A 16,359-nucleotide genomic window follows, 5' to 3' on the forward strand; every position below is an offset into this window, starting at 1 on the left:
TCAGCACACCATGACACCCTCCCCTCGCATACTCTACACCACCGAACTACCTACTCCATTACTTACCCGGCTTCTGGCCCTAAAACAGTCTCTGGCACCGCACCTAAGACTCTCCGACAAGCAATACGCTGTTGCCGTCCTCATCTGTGAACGCATCCTAACTTCTTTGGTGCGTAAGGTGGGGCTACTTCATGCCCTGTTCAGATACCGAGCAACTACTTCCGGAAACTAGATAAAAATTATAGCAAGTCATTAAATAAGTTAATTGCTGCTGAGGTCCTTTATCCGGTTCTCAACGGCGACGGAAAACCGGCATTCAGTATCAAACGAAGAGAATGTAAAGCGTACTGCTTCAATCCTATTTTATTGGAAGGTGGATACAGCCATGTTGAAGTTAACGTAATGAAAAGTGTACTCAACAAGGTCACAACTTCCGAATTCCACAACAATCATACTATAACAGACCTTCGCTATATTGAAGTTGATAGTATTGGTGCGCAGCAATGGTTAGAATGGCACGTTGAAAACCTTGATATTTCGGAGTGGATAATCAATAAAACTTCCCCGAATACCGGAATAATATTCGCTTAAAAAATGTACGTCAAAATCTCGACAGCGTTAAATCATTTAATGAAAGAGAAATTAACCGAGCGAAATACCTCGTTGACGAACTGCGACGCCTCCACCCCGGCAAGGAATTATTTAAATTAAGCAAAGGGTACGTAGTGGCTACCCCAAAGAATTTCTAATGCGAAAGAGGAAGACTATCCTCTTCCATTACAACCATGTCATTCGGAAGCTGGAAAACAAAGAGTACTGGACTAGGCAATCAACCACGAACAACCGCCTACACCATAATCTGACCGAACTGCCAAAAAAGCTCTTACCATTCGTCACATTGAATGGTGAACCACTGGTAGAGGTAGACATTTCCAACAGTCAGGTAGCTTTGTTAGCCCACGTCATGCAACATGGAGACGTACTTGGTCTTGGGTTTGAACTCCCGTCCGTACCGGAGACAATGTCCACTGCCCGGTTTCAAAGTGAAGCTAGAAGAGGGGTCATTTACGATAAACTAGCTAGCCTCATTTTTGGCAATGACCGTGACGCTGCCAAAGCTGAAATCATTCTTTGGCTTTTTAGTGGTGCTGGATACAACCCTAAGCGAGACTCTGCTCTGTACAAACGGTACGAGGACGTAGTCAAGTGGGTGAAGCAGGTCAAAAAGATTCTCAAAATGAAGAAAGGAGAAGACCAAAAGCTCAATTTAGCTGTGTACCTGCAACGGTTTGAAGCCGACTTGATGATTAACCACATTTACCCGATAGCAAAGGAAAAGGGGTACGTATTATTCAGTAAGCATGACTCGTTCCTCGTGCCAGCCTCCGACGCGCAAGCCATCCAAAAGTTGATGATTGAGGTGCTTCGGAATAAGGGAGTAGTTATGAATGTTCGCTACAAAGTCGATGCTTTAGGTTCTACCCAGCAAGCAGCATAGTATGGCGTTCCTTAGATATGTGCCTCACGTATAAGGGTCTTTGCATAATTGCTGTTCTAAGACAAAGTAATCTGCACAAATGACACATATTTAAGGAGAGAGGCACTTTTCTATTGTTCTGCTCTATATATGCGCAAAGAAAAGGCCAGTAGTTGAGAGAGTAGTTTCTATAACTAGTCCTTCTAACACTTTTGAAGGCTAGTTGTCGGGGTTCGTGTCCGACATATCTAAGGCCGAATCAAACTTAGGAGTCAGTAGCCGTATGTAAAGAAGTAGAGTTTACCACCTGGTATCTTACAGCAAGTGTTCAAAAGCCGAGTCAACTGTATTTGAGGCAAAAGAATCCAAGTACACGGCGGTAACTGCCTCGGACTTATGGCCCATTGCCTCACTGATTACAGCAGTAGCTACCCCAAATTGCTTCAAATTGGTCGCAAATGAATGACGGGCTACATAAGTAGTAATAGGAGTAGTTATTCCTACCGATTCCCCCAACACCTTTAGGTCCTTGTTCACTTGCCCCAACACTTTGTGCAGTCTATTCTTTATCTGCGTTGGCGTTTGGTGCAGATTAGAGTTAAGAACAGGGAATATGTAGCTATCCTGAGTAGTGCGGGTCAACCCTTCGTATGCTGCAACTATGTTGAGGGCAGGAGCCAACAGCCGAAGGGAAAACTTACCCCTGGTCTTCTGGCGAGTGTACTGTAAACGCTGTGGTAAACCATTTTCACTACCATGTAAGTCACGCCAGCGAAGTTGAGCTAAGTCCACAAAGTTGATTCCGCCACAGTAAAAGGAGAATAAGAACACATTTTTGGCGAGACGCATTCTATCCGTATCGGGTAGCGAATCCTCTAAGAGCCTAATATCTTCTCTGGTAATGGCCCTTTTGCTAGTGGTAACGTCAAATTTGCCTACGCTAAACTTATGTCTTTCTGCCACATTACGAGCGAAAGGATAAGTACTAGCTTTAGCTACTCCATTAGCAATAGCTTTATTTAAAACTGCCCGAAGTGTACGAAAGCGAAGTGAGAGGGTAATTTCAGCTGCACCAGTAGCCCGAAGTGCCATTTCCCACTCGTTACAAAAGGCGACGTCTGCCCTATCGAAAGGAATGTCGTAGAGCTTCACCCATTCGAGCCAGTCTTTTTCTTTACCCTTTCCAGTTGGCGGTTCCGAAGCGCCACATTCAGACGCAATAAATTTCGCTAACTGGTTCGCAAGGTCACGATATACGCCAGCGTTACCAATTTGACCGGCTGCTGACATACTTTGCGCTAACTCTTCTGTGTAGGCTAGTATTCCGACTCGGCGTAGCTTCTTTCGTAACTCGTTTGCTTTTACAGCTACTATTTCAGGGTCATGAACTCTATCGTCCTCGGCTAACGCCTCCGCTGCTGCTTCAAATTTGGCTTCCTGGGCTTTCAGCTTTTTCCACAACGCTTTGCTGTCGCCAGGGTAGCTCTTCCGAATTTCTCCTTTCTTTTCATTCCAGTACTTAGGGTGAAGTGAAAGGCCAGTGGCAATGTATTTCAGTTTACGGTCCTTGGTAATCCGAACCATAAAAGGGTGTGAACCATCAGCTAAGGTCTTGCTAGTGTAGTAGACGGCTTTAACCGTTGCTTTTCCTTCTTTGAAATCAGTTGTTCTTGCCATACAGTTTAAACCAGCGCCGGTTTAAACGTTGGTTTAAACAAAAGTAGTTAAACAGGCCATTTTAGCAACATAAAACAGCCTAAAACGCTATTTAAAGCCATTTTTATAAGACAACCCAAAGCTTCCCAAGCTGAGGGTCGCGAGTTCGAGCCTCGTTTCCCGCTCATAAAAAAGCCCCTTGCTTCTACTAGCATGGGGCTTTTTTTATGACTTGACTTGTAAATGAATGGCTATTTAAGAAGCCTGGATTACTCTGGCCGTGCTAGCGGTAGTGTGAAGCTGAAGGTGCTGCCGCTGCCCAGCTCACTTTCTACCCACAGCTGCCCGCCCTGGCTCCCGATAAACTCGCGGGCGATGCTCAGACCCAGGCCCGAACCACCTTTGTAGCCGTTTTTGTCGGGAATCTGGACGAAGCGCTGGAATATCTTCTCCTGATACTGCGGGGCAATGCCGGGGCCGTGGTCCTGCACGCTGATGCGGACCTGGGGCTGGGCCTCGGTGGTAAGAGCCGCCCGAATATGAATTTGCGCCTGCTCCGGGGAGTAGCGGATGGCGTTGGCCAGCAGGTTGAGTAGCACCCAAGTCGTTTTCTCGATGTCGGCGCGCACGGCAGGTAGCGTGTCGGCAATCTGGATGTCGAGGGTGAGCTGCTTGGGTTGGAGCTGCAGCTGAATGGTAGCGGCGGCAAACTGCACTACCTCAGTCACGCGGGCCGCCTGAAAGTTGAGCTGGATATTGCCCGACTCCAGCCTTGACACATCAATCAACTCCCCTACCAGCCGCAGTAGGCGCTGGTTTTCCTGCTTAATAGTGGCCAGAATGTTCTGCTGCTCCTCATTCACGGGGCCGACCTTGCCGTTTTGCAGCAGCTTCAAGCTGAAATTGATGCTCGACAAGGGCGTTTTCAGCTCGTGCGATACCGTAGCCAGGAAGTTCGACTTGGCTTGGTCCAGCTTCTTGTACTCCGACACATTGCGCAGCGTCAGAATGGAGCCCACGAACTCCATCTTATCCAGGGCTTCGTTGAAACTCACCACATCGTTCACGCTGACGCGGTAGTAGGCTTCCTCGTCGTGCTGGGCCAGGGTGAGCACGGGAGCGGCTTCGGTGGGGCGCTGGGCGGCGGGCGTATCGAGGTGGCGCAGCAACTCCCGGAACAGGTCGTTTTGCTGGGCTATTTCCTCGGCGGGGCGGTTCAGGAGTTGCTCGGGGGTAGGGCTAGGAGTTGCTGGGCCACGGGATTGGCCAGAATCAGGCGGCGGTTTTCATCCACTAGCAGCAGGCCTTCGTCGAGGTTGTTCACGAGGCTAACCATGCGGTTGCGCTCGGCCAGCAGCTGGGCCAGCGTGGAGGTGCGGTAGTCTTGCAGCTGCACCAGCAGGCGGTTGAAGGCCCGCGCCACGGCGCCAAATTCGTCGTGGCTTTCCACCGGAATGGAGTTGGAGTAATCCTGGTGAGTAGCGTTTTCGATGCTGGCCGAGAGCTTGCGCAATCCACTCACGGCGGCTTCGGGCACGCTCAGCACAAACAACAGGCAGGTCAGGACCGCAAATGTGAGTAGGGCCAGCACGTAGCCAGTTTGCTCCGTCGCTAGGCGGTTGGCGGCTTCGTTTTTACGCGTCAGAGCCTGGGTGTTCAGGCCTACCATGTGGTACGTCAGTTGCCGCAATTGGCCTATATGCTCGGCCCATAGCGGCGGCGAGGCTGTATCGGAAGCCAGATACCGTTCCGTATCGGCCAATTCACTGAACAAGGAATCAACCACTTGCTGCTCACCGGGTTCGGTCACGTTGCCAGCCTCGCGGGCCAGTAGTTGCTCAAACCGTTGCTTGGCTTGCGTATCTAGCGGGGTCTCCTGAGCCTGCAAACGGTCAAGGGCCCGCAACATGTGCTGGCCTAGCTCCACGGAGTACAGGTTGTCCCGCAACACGTTGCGGGCGCTGCGGTCCAGGCGGTTAAGCGAGTACAGGGTAAACGCGCTGACGCCCAGCAGCAGGAGCAACATGGTCAGAAACGCCAGCGTGATTTTGGTTTTGAGATTCATGAATGAGAGAGGGTAGTAAGCTGGCGGCAACGTGAGGCCGATCAGTAGGTCACCAGAAATAGATCCAGGTCGGTATCCGTGTGGGCCACGGCCCGGATCAGGGCCGACGTTGTACCCGGACGGCGGATTAGCCGCTGCCACCAACCTTTTTCCCGCGTGACGCCGCAAATAAGTAGGGTAGCGCGTTTTTCCTGGGCCACGCGCAGTATCTCCGCTACCACCGCATCCGACTTCACCCGCAGAATCTGTCCGCCCAGCTCGGTGGCTAATTGCAGATTGCGCAGCAGGTGGCGCTGGGTAGCTAGCCCCACCCGGTCGGCCGATTCGCGGGCGGTTTGCACGTAGAGCACGTACCAGGTGGCCGTGCCCAGGCGGTCGGCGAGGCGGGAGGTTTTGCGGATGATTTCGCGGGCGGCCGGGGCATTGGAGTTGATGCAGGCCAGCAGCCGGTCGTGGTTGCGGCGCGGGGCGGGCACGGCAGCCGCGCCCGTATCAATCTGGCGGCTGAGCTGCCCGGCCACTTCCCGCAACGCCAGCTCGCGGAGTTGCAGCAAGTTTTCGGGCTGAAAGAAATTGCGCAAGGCCGTGGGTACCTTCTGCGGGTCGTAGATTTTGCCTTCTTCCAGCCGGGCCCGCAGCTCGGGTACGGTCAGGTCCACGTTTACTACCTCATCGGCCAGCTTGAGGAGTTGGTCGGGTACCCGCTCGGCCACGTCCTGGCCCGTAATGCGCAGCACCTGGTCGTGGAGGCTTTCCAGGTGCTGGACGTTCACGGCCGTAATCACGGAAATGCCCGCCCGCACCAGCTGCTCCACGTCCTGCCAGCGTTTCTCGTTTTCCGAGCCGGGCACGTTGGTGTGGGCCAGTTCGTCAACGACGACCACCGCCGGCCGTCGCTGCAGAATAGCCGCCACGTCCATTTCCTCCAGCATGCGGCCTTTGTAGAAGATGTTTTTGCGCTTCACCAGGGGCAAATCCTGCAGCTGGGCCACGGTGCCGGCTCGCCCGTGGGTTTCCACGTAGCCCAATACCACATCCACCCCGTGCTGGCGCAGCTCCTGGGCCTCCTGCAGCATGCGGTAGGTTTTGCCTACCCCCGCGGCCAGCCCAATGTACACCTTCAGCCGCCCGCGCCGCGGCTCCTGCACCAGCCGCAGGAACCGCTCCGCCGATAGGTCGCGCTGCTGGTCGTCATCGTTGGAAGGAGTCATGGGACAGGCTTGTGGAAATTACTGTGCTGTTGGGTACAGCCCCCGGGGTCGTTCTAGCGTGGGCGCCTTACCCCCAGCCCCCTCTTCGGGGAGAGGGGGAGCCTAACGACTATTGGTTAGCCAGCAGGAGAGATGCTTCGGCTGCGCTCAGCATGACAGACGATTTTATTTAGACGTGTAGCCCAACCTGCCTACTTTCTTCCTAGAAAGAAATAGCAATGCTGCTGGTCAGGTTGCCGTAGGAGTTGGATGGCTGGCCGTTGCGGTCAGTAAGGAAATCCTGGCCGGAGTGGAATACGCGGCCTTCTACTCGGAAAGTCACGTTGCTGGTGGGCAGGTAGTCTAGGTTGAGGGAGGCGGCTTTTACCTTGAAGTCGGCATCCGTGGTGGCCGGCGAAATCGAGGAAATGATGACGCCGTGGTCGGCGTTGTAGTACTCGGCGCGGGCCGTGGCCGACCACTTATCGGCCAGCTTATAGCGGAGGAAAGCGGCACCGGTGTGCCAGGTATCGGCTTTGCTGCCGCGGGCGGCCTGCTCCTGCTTGCCCACGTCGAATACGCCGGCCACGCTCAGGCGCTCGGTGGCGGCGTAGCTCACGTAAAAATCGTGGAAGTAGCGGCGGCGCTTCTGTAGGGCCTGGGGCTGCTCGTTGCCGTAGAACGTGCTGCTGTTGATGAGCAGCTTGTCGGTTGGCTTCCACTGAATTTGGGTGCCCACGGCCTTTTTCTGGTTGTTTTCCCGGATGTTCTGCCAGCCGTTGAGCACCAGCGCCGTTAGGGTCAGCTTGGGGTCCACTTCGTAGGTGAAGCGGGCGCCGGCCTCGTAGTACGGCGAGTTTTCGGCCATCATAGACCTGGTAAGCGTCCAGTTGTCTTTGCTGATGGCCGACTCAAAGCCAATGTGAGAGCCGAAAATGCCCACGTCGAGCCACGCCTTTTGGAACGGCCGGAAGCCCGCGTAGGCTTCGTAGATATGGCGCAGCACCGGGTCCTCGGCGGCGTAGTTGGCTGAAACGTAGGTGCCGGCGTGCAGGCCCAGGGCCCCGCGCACTTGCCCGTTATCGTAACGCAGCCCCAGGATGGCGTTGTTCACGGTAAACTCGTTCTGGCGGTCGTGGGAATACAGGAAGCCGGGCCGGTCGTTAGTGGCCGCGTGCTTGATGTCATAGCCATAGTAGCCATCCACGAAGCCGTAGGTAGTGAGGGGGTTGGCAGGCGGAGTAGCTGGCGCCTCGGCCGGCGTCACTACTGAATCGGCAGCAACGGGGGTGGTTTGAGCGGTAGCAGCTGCGCTGCACAGCAGGCCGAGGGCAAGTAGGGAAATGGATTTCATGGGGAGAGAAGTACCCGTAGCGTGCGGCGGGTAGAGGGAATAAGGACGAAAGAATACGATCAAACGAAGGTAGGCGAGCTGAGCTGTAGAGACGCGATACTTCGCGCCTCGTTGTTAGCTGATGTTGTGTGTACCCGCGTTCTGCTGGGCTGTTCAACGACAAGACGCGAAGTGTCGCGTCTCTACAGCTCATCCAGCGCTACATTTAGGCGCAGCACGTTTACCCGGTCGGGGCCCAGCAGGCTGTGCTGGGTATGCTGAACCACCAGGGCCTGCACTTTGGCGGCATCGAGCTGGCGGGCGCGGGCCACGCGGGCTACCTGCACGGCAGCCCCGGCGGGCGAGAGGTGCGGATCGAGGCCGGAGCCGGAGGCGGTAATTAGCTCGGCGGGCACCTGGGCTTTGGTTACGCCGGGGTTTTGAAGCAGGAACGTATCGAGGCGGGCCTGCACCGTGGCTAGGTACTCGGGGTTACTGGGGCCTTTGTTGGAGCCCGCCGAGCCGGCTGCGTTATAGTCCACGGCTGAGGGGCGCGACCAGAAATACTCCGGCCGGGTGAATTTCTGGCCCACATTGTCGTAGCCCATCACGCGGCCCCGGTGGCTGATGGTTTCGCCCTGGCCGCCATTCGGGCCAGTTGCGCGCCGGCCCATACCAGCGCCGGGTAAATCAGGCAGCAGACAACCAGGAGCACAAGGGTCAGGCGGAAAGCGGGAAGCAGGTGTTGTTTCATGGAAGTAGAAGCTAGAAAGCTAAGGCTAGAGTTAGTGCTAGTTCCCCTCCTCAGATGAGGAGGGGCCAGGGGTGGTTGATACTCATTGAACGATATGGGATTAGGTCGTTCAGGTAAACAACATCAGCAACGTCGGTCAACCACCCCAGCCGCGCCTTCGGCACGGCGTCCCCTCCTCAGCTGAGGAGGGGAGTTTCGTTCTTACAAGAACAGCCCCACCAGCAGGTCAATGGCTTTGATGCCAATGAAGGGCACGATGACGCCGCCCAGGCCATACACCAGCAGGTTGCGGCGCAGCAACGCCGAAGCACCAATGGGCTTGTAGGCTACCCCCGCAATGCCAGCGGCACCAGCAGCGGAATGATAATGGCATTGAAAATGACCGCCGACAGGATGGCCGACTGCGGCGACTTCAGGCCCATGATGTTGAGCGCGCCCAGGCTCGGAATGGCGACCATGAACAGGGCCGGCACAATGGCGAAGTACTTGGCTACGTCGTTGGCAATGCTGAAGGTGGTGAGCGTGCCGCGGGTCATGAGCAGCTGCTTCCCGATTTCCACTACCTCAATGAGCTTGGTAGGGTCGTTGTCGAGGTCCACCATGTTGCCGGCTTCCTTGGCGGCCTGGGTGCCCGAGTTCATGGCCACTCCCACGTCGGCCTGGGCCAGGGCGGGCGCGTCGTTGGTGCCGTCGCCCATCATGGCCACCAGCTTGCCTTCCTGCTGCTCGCGGCGGATGTAAGTCATCTTGTCCTCGGGCTTGGCTTCGGCAATAAAGTCGTCGACGCCGGCTTTTTCGGCAATGAAGCGGGCGGTGAGCGGGTTGTCGCCGGTTACCATCACCGTTTTGATGCCCATTTTGCGCAGGCGCTCAAACCGCTCCTGAATGCCGGGCTTAATGATGTCCTGCAGCTCTACTACCCCAGCACCCGGTCGTTTTCACTGACTACCAAGGGAGTACCGCCGTTGCTGGCAATGGTTTCTACTCGCTGGGCAGTTTCCTGGGGGAAGGGCTGATTGGCTTTGTTGGCCAGTTGACGAATGGCATCGGAAGCGCCCTTGCGGATGCGTTGGCCATCGGCCAGCGTCACGCCGGAGCTGCGGGTTTCGGCCGTGAACTTGATTAGCTCGGCACCCTGCAGGCGGGTTTGCAGCTGCTCGGGATTCACTTGCTGTTCGCGGGCCAGCTCCACAATGCTCTTACCCTCGGGGTTTCGTCGGTGAGGGAGGCTAGGGTAGCCAGCTCCACGAACTGCTGCTCCCCTACCCCCGGCGCGGGCCAGAAGTGCGTGGCTTTGCGGTTGCCAATGGTGATGGTGCCCGTTTTATCCAGCAGCAGCACGTCAATGTCGCCGGCGGTTTCTACGGCCTTACCGCTTTTGGTGATGACGTTGGCGCGCAGGGCCCGGTCCATGCCCGCAATGCCAATGGCCGAGAGCAGCCCGCCAATGGTGGTCGGAATCAGGCACACGAACAGAGCAATAAAGGAGGCAATGGCAATGGGCGTGTTGGCGTAGGCGGCGAAGGGCTGCAAGGTCACGCACACAATGATGAACACCAGCGTAAAGCCCGCCAGCAGAATAGTCAGGGCAATTTCATTGGGCGTTTTCTGCCGCGACGCGCCTTCCACCAGGGCAATCATCTTATCCAGAAACGACTCGCCGGGCGCCGTGGTCACCACTACCTTGATGCGGTCCGACAGCACCTTAGTGCCGCCCGTCACCGACGACTTATCCCCGCCGGCCTCTCGAATTACCGGGGCCGATTCGCCCGTAATGGCCGATTCGTCGATGGTAGCCAGGCCCTCGATAATCTCCCCGTCGGTAGGAATGATTTCGCCGGCCTCCACCAGAAATACCTGGCCTTTTTGAAGCTGAGAAGAAGATACCGAGGAGAGGTTGCCTTTTTCGTCGATAACGCGGGCGGGCGTTTCCTCGCGGGTTTTGCGCAGACTTTCGGCCTGGGCCTTACCGCGGGCTTCGGCAATGGCCTCGGCAAAGTTGGCGAACAGCAAGGTCAGAAACAGGACTACAAACACGGTGAAGTTGTAGGCAAAGGAGCCCTGGGCCGCATCGGGCTTCACGAGCAGCCCCAGCGTCACGAGCAGCATCACCACCGTCCCGATTTCCACGGTGAACATCACCGGGTTGCGGAACATCACGCGCGGGTCGAGCTTGACGAAGGCCTGCTTGATAGCCTCCTGCACCAGCGCGGGTTGAAACAAGGATTGAGATTCTTTAGACATGAAAAGTCGTGCTGTCGGGCGCCTCCCCCCCTAGCCCCCTCTCCGGAAGAGAGGGGAACTAGCTTCCAGTTTTCTAGTGGGCTAGTTGTGGAGGGTGCGGCAGTGAAAAAGTTAGAGCTAAAAGCTAGAGCTAGTCCCTCCTCTCCCCGGAGAGGGGCTAGGGGTGAGGCGCCCGTGAGGAGCTTAATACAGGGAGAAATGCTCGGCAATGGGACCCAGGGCCAGGGCGGGGAAGAAGGCCAGCGCGGCAATGATGACGATGACGGCCATGACCATCACGCCGAAGGTGGCCGTGTCGGCGGGCAGGGTGCCGGCGCTTTCGGGCACGTACTTCTTGCGGGCCAGCAAGCCGGCAATAGCCACCGGGCCGATGATGGGCAGGAAGCGGGATAGCAGCAGTACTACCCCCGTGCTGATGTTCCACCAGGGCGTATTGTCGCCGAGGCCCTCGAAGCCGGAGCCGTTGTTGGCCGAGGCGGAGGTAAACTCATACAGCATCTCGGAGAAGCCATGGTAGCCGGGGTTGGCCAGCCAGCCGGCGTACTCGGTGGGGTTGCCGGCGTAGAGGTGGGCGGTGAGGGCCGTGCCCGCCAGAATCAGCAGCGGGTGCAGCAGCGTCACGAGGATGGCGATTTTCATCTCGCGGGCCTCAATCTTCTTGCCCAGCAGCTCGGGTGTGCGGCCTACCATCAGGCCGGCAATAAACACGGCAATGATGAGGTAGGCGAAGAAGTTGAGTAGCCCTACCCCGCAGCCCCCGTAAAAGGCATTGGTCATCATGCCCAGCATCTGCGTCAGCCCGGAAAGCGGCATGAACGAGTCGTGCATGGAGTTCACCGAGCCGCAGCTGATGATGGTATTCGTGATGCTCCAGTAGGCCGAAGCTGCCGCGCCAAACCGCATTTCCTTGCCTTCCAGCGCGCCCAGCTCCTGGTTTACGCCCAGGTGGCTGATGGCCGGATTGCCCTGCAGCTCATAGTACACCGTAGGGGCCAGCAGCACCACGAAGCCCACCGTCATGACCCCAAAAATCATCAGGGCCAGCTTGCGGCGGTTCAGGTAGAAGCCCAGGGCAAATACCATGGCCACGGGGATGATAACCAGGGCGATGTTCTCAATGGCGTTGGTGAGGTAGTTGGGGTTTTCGAGGGGGTGAGCCGAGTTGGCCCCGTAGAAACCGCCTCCGTTGGTGCCCAGCTCTTTAATAGCCACCATAGCCGCCACCGGCCCGCGCGACACGGCCACGGAGTCGCCCTGCAGGGTTACTAGCTCCTGCTTGCCTTGCAAGGTCATGGGGGTGCCGTTGAAGGCCAGCAGCAAGGCTATCAGCAAAGAGCCCGGCAGCAGCAGGCGCGTGAGGCTCTTGACGAAGTAGTTGTAAAAGTTGCCCAGCTTATCGGTAGCGCGGGTTTGCAGGGCGTTGAACACCACCACGGCCGCCGCAATGCCGGTAGCGGCACTCACAAACTGCAGGAAGGTAATGACCACAATCTGCGAGAGGTAGCTCAGGCCCGACTCGCCAGAGTACTGCTGCAGGTTGCAGTTCACCAGAAAGGAAATGGCCGTGTTAAAGGCCAAGTCGGGCGACATGCTGGGGTTCTGGTCAGGGTTGAGGGGTAGGCTGCCTTGAGTAGAAAGGACCAGCATAGCCAGCAGGAACCACACAAGGTTAATGGTAAGCAAGGCCACCAAGTGCTGTTGCCAGCTCATTTCGCGGCGGGCATCCAGGCCAGAAAGGCGGAAAATGCCGGCCTCCACGGGCCGCATAAAATCAAACAGGTTCTTTTCGCCTTTAAACACCCGGGCCAGGTAGTGGCCCAGCGGCAGGGCCAGCAGCAGCGTCAGGAAGTAAATGGCGCCGATGCCGAGTAGTTCGTTGTTCATGGAAGTAGGTTAGAATTTCTCCGGGCGCAGCAGCACGTAGCAGAGGTAGCCGAACGTGGCGAGGGAGAGGACAAACAGGGTGACCATCATGGCACGAGGTGGCGTTAGATGTGGTCGAAAAAATCGACGGATTTATAGAAGAGCCCGAACCCGGCAAGGCCGGCAGCAGCGAGCAGCAGAATCATAAGTAAGGGTGCCATGCAAGTGTGAATGAGCTAGCTGCGCTAGGGCAGCATGTTGGTGTGCGGATACTGGTATAGCTGGTACAGGCGGGTGGGCATCAGCTGGCGGGCAAGCTGGTTGCCGTAGGTGCTGCCATCGAGGTGCAGGCAATGCAGGTACACGTTCTCCATGGCGCGAGTCAGGTAGGCGTCGCCCTGGCGCACGAGGCGGTCGGCTACCTCAAAGCAGTGCTTGAGCAGGGCCAAACGGCCTTTCTCGGCAGCAGAGCGGGTGAACAGAGCGAAGCAGTCGAGTTGCCGGTACATGCTCTGGCGCACCGCGGGCACTTGTAACGCTGGGCTTAGCTCCGGAAAATTTTCGAGTAGCACGATGGCCGTTTCGGCAGAGGAAATCATCTGGGGTAGATGGGTAGGGTGAAATATTCCGTGCAGCGCTAGCAGCTGTGGCTCGGTTACCGAAACCGTCTGATAGCACGCTACCCCTCTTGCCAATTCAGGCCCGTTTATAGTCAGCCTGCTCTCCCCTGCCTTGCATCTACTTGGTAATCTGATACAAAATTTCGCTGCCTATAAAACTCCACTTTCTACGACGCAAAAAAACCGAGTTATTCTGACCCGGTGTGTCGGTCAGAATAACTCGGTTGTAAGGTTTATTAACCAGAAAGCTGGCTCCTCCGCCAGCGTTATTACTTGATGTATTTCGCCAGGGTAGCTTTTAAATCAGCGCCTTTGAGGTTGGCGGCTACAATTTTGCCTGTGGGGTCAATGAGGTAGTTTTGCGGAATACCGCGTACCTGATAACTGCGCGCAGCCGCGTTTTCCCAGCCGCGGAGGTCAGAAACCTGCGTCCAGGTTAACTTATCGTCCTGAATGGCTTGCACCCATTTGTCGCGCTGCTTTTCGTTATCCAGCGACACGCCCAGTACCTCGAAGTTGCGGCCTTTATACTCGCTGTAGGCCTTGGCAACCGTGGGGTTTTCCTGCCGGCAAGGGCCGCACCAGGAAGCCCAAAAATCAACCAGCACGTACTTGCCGCGGTAGTCGCGCAACGATACGGTTTTGCCATCGGGCGTTTGCTGGGTGAAATCAGGGGCCGTTGCCCCAATAGCTACAACTTTCAGTCCCCGCACCATCTCGCCGTACTGGCGCCCTTGCGGACTATTTTTGAGAGCAGGACTAAACGCCTCGTAGAGCGGAGCCACGGTAGCGTACTGGGGCAGGTCCATCATTTGGAGCCCCAGCAGGGCATCCAGGCTAGCCCAGGAACTAGGGTTGGCTTTAATGAAGGCGTAGTTGATATTGACAAGCTCCTTGGTGAAAGCTTCATACCGGGATTTTATCCGCTCCTCGAAGGCCGGGTCCTGTCGCTGCTGCTCGGTGGCCTTTTGCACTTCGGCGCCCAAGGCGTGCATGCTGGCAATAGTCGGCTTCATTGCTTTATCCAGCCGCAGATAATCGTTCATGGCCGGGCCACCCTTGATAGTGGCGTGCGCCAGTGAATCGGGGCTGGTGATGAGGACCGTGCCGGGCTCTAGAAACACGCGCGTACGGTCTCCCATCGGCCCGAACAAGCTCCCCAAACGGCCGTTGCGCCGGAATATCAGGTCGGCCGTAGTGGGCACCTCCGTGGTACCTTTCAGCTCAAATACCCCGTTTTTCAGCGTGGCCGAATCCGCCACCGCCCCGCGCCGCACCAGGTATACCTTGGCCGGAGCATCGAGCTTGCCCAGCGTGCCTTTGATGGTGAAGGGAGTAGTCGTTTGTGCGTTGGCCAGCCACGGTGCTGTTAACAGCAAGCCCAATACATGCTTTTTCATAAAGATGAGTAAGTAGATAAAACACAGATGTTTGCCTGCCTTCTGCCCTCATAAGCCGGCGTACTCAAGTAACGGAAATTCTATGACTATCAGTATACCCTTCCCGCTATATACCAGACTCATCTGCGACTTTACTGGACCTCTGCTACAGCCCGTACTCCTGAATCTTACGGTAGAGGGTTTTGGTGCCGATGCCGAGCTGGCGGGCGGCTTCCATTTTGTTGCCGCCGGTTTCCTGGAGTACCTGCCGGATCTGGCGCTTTTCCAGGGTGCGCAGGGTGCGGTCGGCGGCTTCGTCGGTGGTGAGGGGGTAGGCAGGTAGTGGAATTCGGCGGGTAGGTCGTCCGTGGTGAGCAGGTCGCCGTCGGCCAAGATGGCGGCGCGCTCCAGCACGTTTTTCAGCTCGCGCACATTGCCGCGCCAGTCGTAGCGCTGGAGCTGCTGGAGCACCTCCGGCTCCAGGCCGCGCAGGCGTTTGCGCAGGCGGGCGGCGAAGTACTGCAGGAAGTAATCGGCCAGCGGGGCAATGTCCTCGCGCCGCTCGTTCAGGCCAGGTACCAGCACTGTGAACACGGAGAGGCGGTAGTAGAGGTCGGGGCGGAAATGACCTTCAGCGGCTTCCTGCTTGAGGTTGCGGTTAGTGGCAGCCACTAGGCGCACGTTCACGCTGGTCGGCTTGGTGTCGCCGAGCTTGGTGAACTGCTGAGTTTCCAGCACCCGCAGAAATTTGGCCTGCACGTTCAGCTCCAGCTCCCCGATTTCATCCAGAAACAGGGTGCCGCCGTTGGCCTCTTCCAACAGGCCTTTTTTATCAGCTAGCGCACCCGTAAACGCGCCCTTCTTGTAGCCAAACAGCTCCGATTCCAGCAAATCCTTCGGGAAAGCCGAGCAATTCACGGCTACGAAGGGCTTGCCGCGGCGCTGGCTGCTCTGATGAATGGCCTGGGCAAACAGCTCCTTGCCCGCGCCGGTAGGGCCTTCCAGCAGCACGGTGCTATCCGTGGGCGCGACGCGCTGGGCCAGTTTCTTCGCCTGCTCCAAGGCCCCGGAGCGGCCAATCATGCTCTCGAAGCTGTACTGGGCGCCTACCTTCTTTTCCAGATCGGCGACGCGCTGTTGCAGGCGGGCTTTTTCGGCGGCGCGCTCCACCACTACCACCAACTGGTCATCGGAGTCGCCCTTGGTGAGGTAGTCGAAGGCGCCTTCCTTCATGGCCCGCACCCCGTCGGGAATGGTACCGTAGGCCGTCATCAGAACCACCTCCGCCAGCGGGGCAGCTTGTTTGTAGCGGGGTAGCAAATCGAGGCCGTAGCCATCGGGCAGCTTCACATCCGAAAGGATTACCAGCACTTCGTCGGCGTGCTGGCGCAGTTGTTCCAGGCCGCGGCGGGAATCGGGCGCTTGCAGCACGGTGTAGCCTTCCAGTTCCAGCACCCGGGCCAGGAGCTGGCGCAGGCTGGTTTCGTCGTCGATGAGCAGTACGGTTCCGGCGGGCATTTTGGGCGGGCAATAAGGCGGTAGGGGCTGCAAGGGTACACAGAAACGACGAAAACAACCGTAAGCCTACCAGCAGTTGTTCCTGCAGTTTCAATAGCCTGCCCTGCTCAAGCCTGCCGTAGAGTGCTGAGCCGTAACGGAGTGGGCCGGCCCGCACAAGGCAGCTAGCGCCGTTGAGCTGCATACTTTGCCGCTCCTTATCCAGACAAGTTGGCTACAAAATCGTTAGGTACTCTGCCTTAAGAACCTATGTGTGGGTT

12 protein-coding genes and 2 pseudogenes are annotated in these 16,359 nt (G+C 57.0%); 1 reads left to right on the forward strand and 13 read right to left on the reverse strand.

The genetic code is table 11. The features are described from left to right. Positions 1 to 1,021 precede the first annotated feature (1,021 nt). Positions 1,022 to 1,498, forward strand: a complete 477-nt coding sequence (locus MUN84_RS08365; protein ID WP_244697448.1) for a hypothetical protein — start codon at positions 1,022 to 1,024, stop codon at positions 1,496 to 1,498. Positions 1,499 to 1,792: 294 nt separating this feature from the next. Here MUN84_RS08365 and MUN84_RS08370 read toward each other — a convergent pair whose 3' ends face one another. From MUN84_RS08370 to MUN84_RS08420, 13 genes and pseudogenes are all read right to left on the reverse strand, one after another. Then, positions 1,793 to 3,154 carry a site-specific integrase gene (locus MUN84_RS08370; protein WP_244697450.1) on the reverse strand — a complete coding sequence of 454 codons (1,362 nt, stop codon included), beginning with the start codon at positions 3,152 to 3,154 and terminating at the stop codon, positions 1,793 to 1,795. A 248-nt stretch (positions 3,155 to 3,402) separates the two neighbouring features. Continuing rightward, entirely contained in the window at positions 3,403 to 4,302 is a 900-nt protein-coding gene (locus MUN84_RS08375; protein WP_244697452.1) for a sensor histidine kinase, read from the reverse strand. 47 nt (positions 4,303 to 4,349) lie between these two features. After that, entirely contained in the window at positions 4,350 to 5,198 is an 849-nt protein-coding gene (locus MUN84_RS08380; protein ID WP_244697454.1) for a HAMP domain-containing protein, read from the reverse strand. A 41-nt stretch (positions 5,199 to 5,239) separates the two neighbouring features. Then, positions 5,240 to 6,409: a sensor protein KdpD gene (locus MUN84_RS08385; RefSeq protein ID WP_244697455.1), complete on the reverse strand. Its 1,170-nt coding sequence runs from the start codon at positions 6,407 to 6,409 to the stop codon at positions 5,240 to 5,242. 202 nt (positions 6,410 to 6,611) lie between these two features. Then, positions 6,612 to 7,742 carry a porin gene (locus MUN84_RS08390; RefSeq protein ID WP_244697463.1) on the reverse strand — a complete coding sequence of 377 codons (1,131 nt, stop codon included), beginning with the start codon at positions 7,740 to 7,742 and terminating at the stop codon, positions 6,612 to 6,614. A gap of 182 nt (positions 7,743 to 7,924) precedes the next feature. Beyond that, entirely contained in the window at positions 7,925 to 8,395 is a 471-nt protein-coding gene (locus MUN84_RS08395; protein ID WP_317239148.1) for a potassium-transporting ATPase subunit C, read from the reverse strand. A 281-nt stretch (positions 8,396 to 8,676) separates the two neighbouring features. Next, a pseudogene (gene kdpB, locus MUN84_RS08400) lies at positions 8,677 to 10,719 on the reverse strand (potassium-transporting ATPase subunit KdpB). A gap of 183 nt (positions 10,720 to 10,902) precedes the next feature. Then, a complete protein-coding gene (kdpA, locus tag MUN84_RS08405) occupies positions 10,903 to 12,603 on the reverse strand; it encodes a potassium-transporting ATPase subunit KdpA (protein ID WP_244697465.1) in 1,701 nt (566 codons plus the stop codon). A 9-nt stretch (positions 12,604 to 12,612) separates the two neighbouring features. Beyond that, entirely contained in the window at positions 12,613 to 12,693 is an 81-nt protein-coding gene (gene kdpF, locus MUN84_RS24490; protein WP_375374049.1) for a K(+)-transporting ATPase subunit F, read from the reverse strand. Positions 12,694 to 12,827: 134 nt separating this feature from the next. Continuing rightward, positions 12,828 to 13,181: a hypothetical protein gene (locus MUN84_RS08410; RefSeq protein ID WP_244697467.1), complete on the reverse strand. Its 354-nt coding sequence runs from the start codon at positions 13,179 to 13,181 to the stop codon at positions 12,828 to 12,830. Positions 13,182 to 13,471: 290 nt separating this feature from the next. Continuing rightward, positions 13,472 to 14,602, reverse strand: a complete 1,131-nt coding sequence (locus MUN84_RS08415; RefSeq protein ID WP_244697469.1) for a TlpA disulfide reductase family protein — start codon at positions 14,600 to 14,602, stop codon at positions 13,472 to 13,474. A gap of 145 nt (positions 14,603 to 14,747) precedes the next feature. After that, positions 14,748 to 15,026: a helix-turn-helix domain-containing protein gene (locus tag MUN84_RS23680; protein ID WP_317239210.1), complete on the reverse strand. Its 279-nt coding sequence runs from the start codon at positions 15,024 to 15,026 to the stop codon at positions 14,748 to 14,750. A gap of 182 nt (positions 15,027 to 15,208) precedes the next feature. Beyond that, a pseudogene (locus MUN84_RS08420) lies at positions 15,209 to 16,099 on the reverse strand (sigma-54-dependent transcriptional regulator); the annotation flags it as partial. Between the last annotated feature and the right edge of the window lie 260 nt (positions 16,100 to 16,359).

This window comes from Hymenobacter sp. 5516J-16 (genome assembly GCF_022919335.1).
Taxonomy (GTDB): Bacteria; Bacteroidota; Bacteroidia; order Cytophagales; family Hymenobacteraceae; genus Hymenobacter; species Hymenobacter sublimis.

Coding starts and splice junctions, on each gene's coding strand:
- MUN84_RS08365 (WP_244697448.1), top strand. CDS start 1,022: ATGTCCACTGCCCGGTTTCAAAGTGAAGCTAGAAGAGGGGTCATTTAC.
- MUN84_RS08370 (WP_244697450.1), bottom strand. CDS start 3,154: ATGGCAAGAACAACTGATTTCAAAGAAGGAAAAGCAACGGTTAAAGCC.
- MUN84_RS08380 (WP_244697454.1), bottom strand. CDS start 5,198: ATGAATCTCAAAACCAAAATCACGCTGGCGTTTCTGACCATGTTGCTC.
- MUN84_RS08385 (WP_244697455.1), bottom strand. CDS start 6,409: ATGACTCCTTCCAACGATGACGACCAGCAGCGCGACCTATCGGCGGAG.
- MUN84_RS08390 (WP_244697463.1), bottom strand. CDS start 7,742: ATGAAATCCATTTCCCTACTTGCCCTCGGCCTGCTGTGCAGCGCAGCT.
- MUN84_RS08395 (WP_317239148.1), bottom strand. CDS start 8,395: ATGGGCCGGCGCGCAACTGGCCCGAATGGCGGCCAGGGCGAAACCATC.
- kdpA (WP_244697465.1), bottom strand. CDS start 12,603: ATGAACAACGAACTACTCGGCATCGGCGCCATTTACTTCCTGACGCTG.
- kdpF (WP_375374049.1), bottom strand. CDS start 12,693: ATGATGGTCACCCTGTTTGTCCTCTCCCTCGCCACGTTCGGCTACCTC.
- MUN84_RS08410 (WP_244697467.1), bottom strand. CDS start 13,181: ATGATTTCCTCTGCCGAAACGGCCATCGTGCTACTCGAAAATTTTCCG.
- MUN84_RS08415 (WP_244697469.1), bottom strand. CDS start 14,602: ATGAAAAAGCATGTATTGGGCTTGCTGTTAACAGCACCGTGGCTGGCC.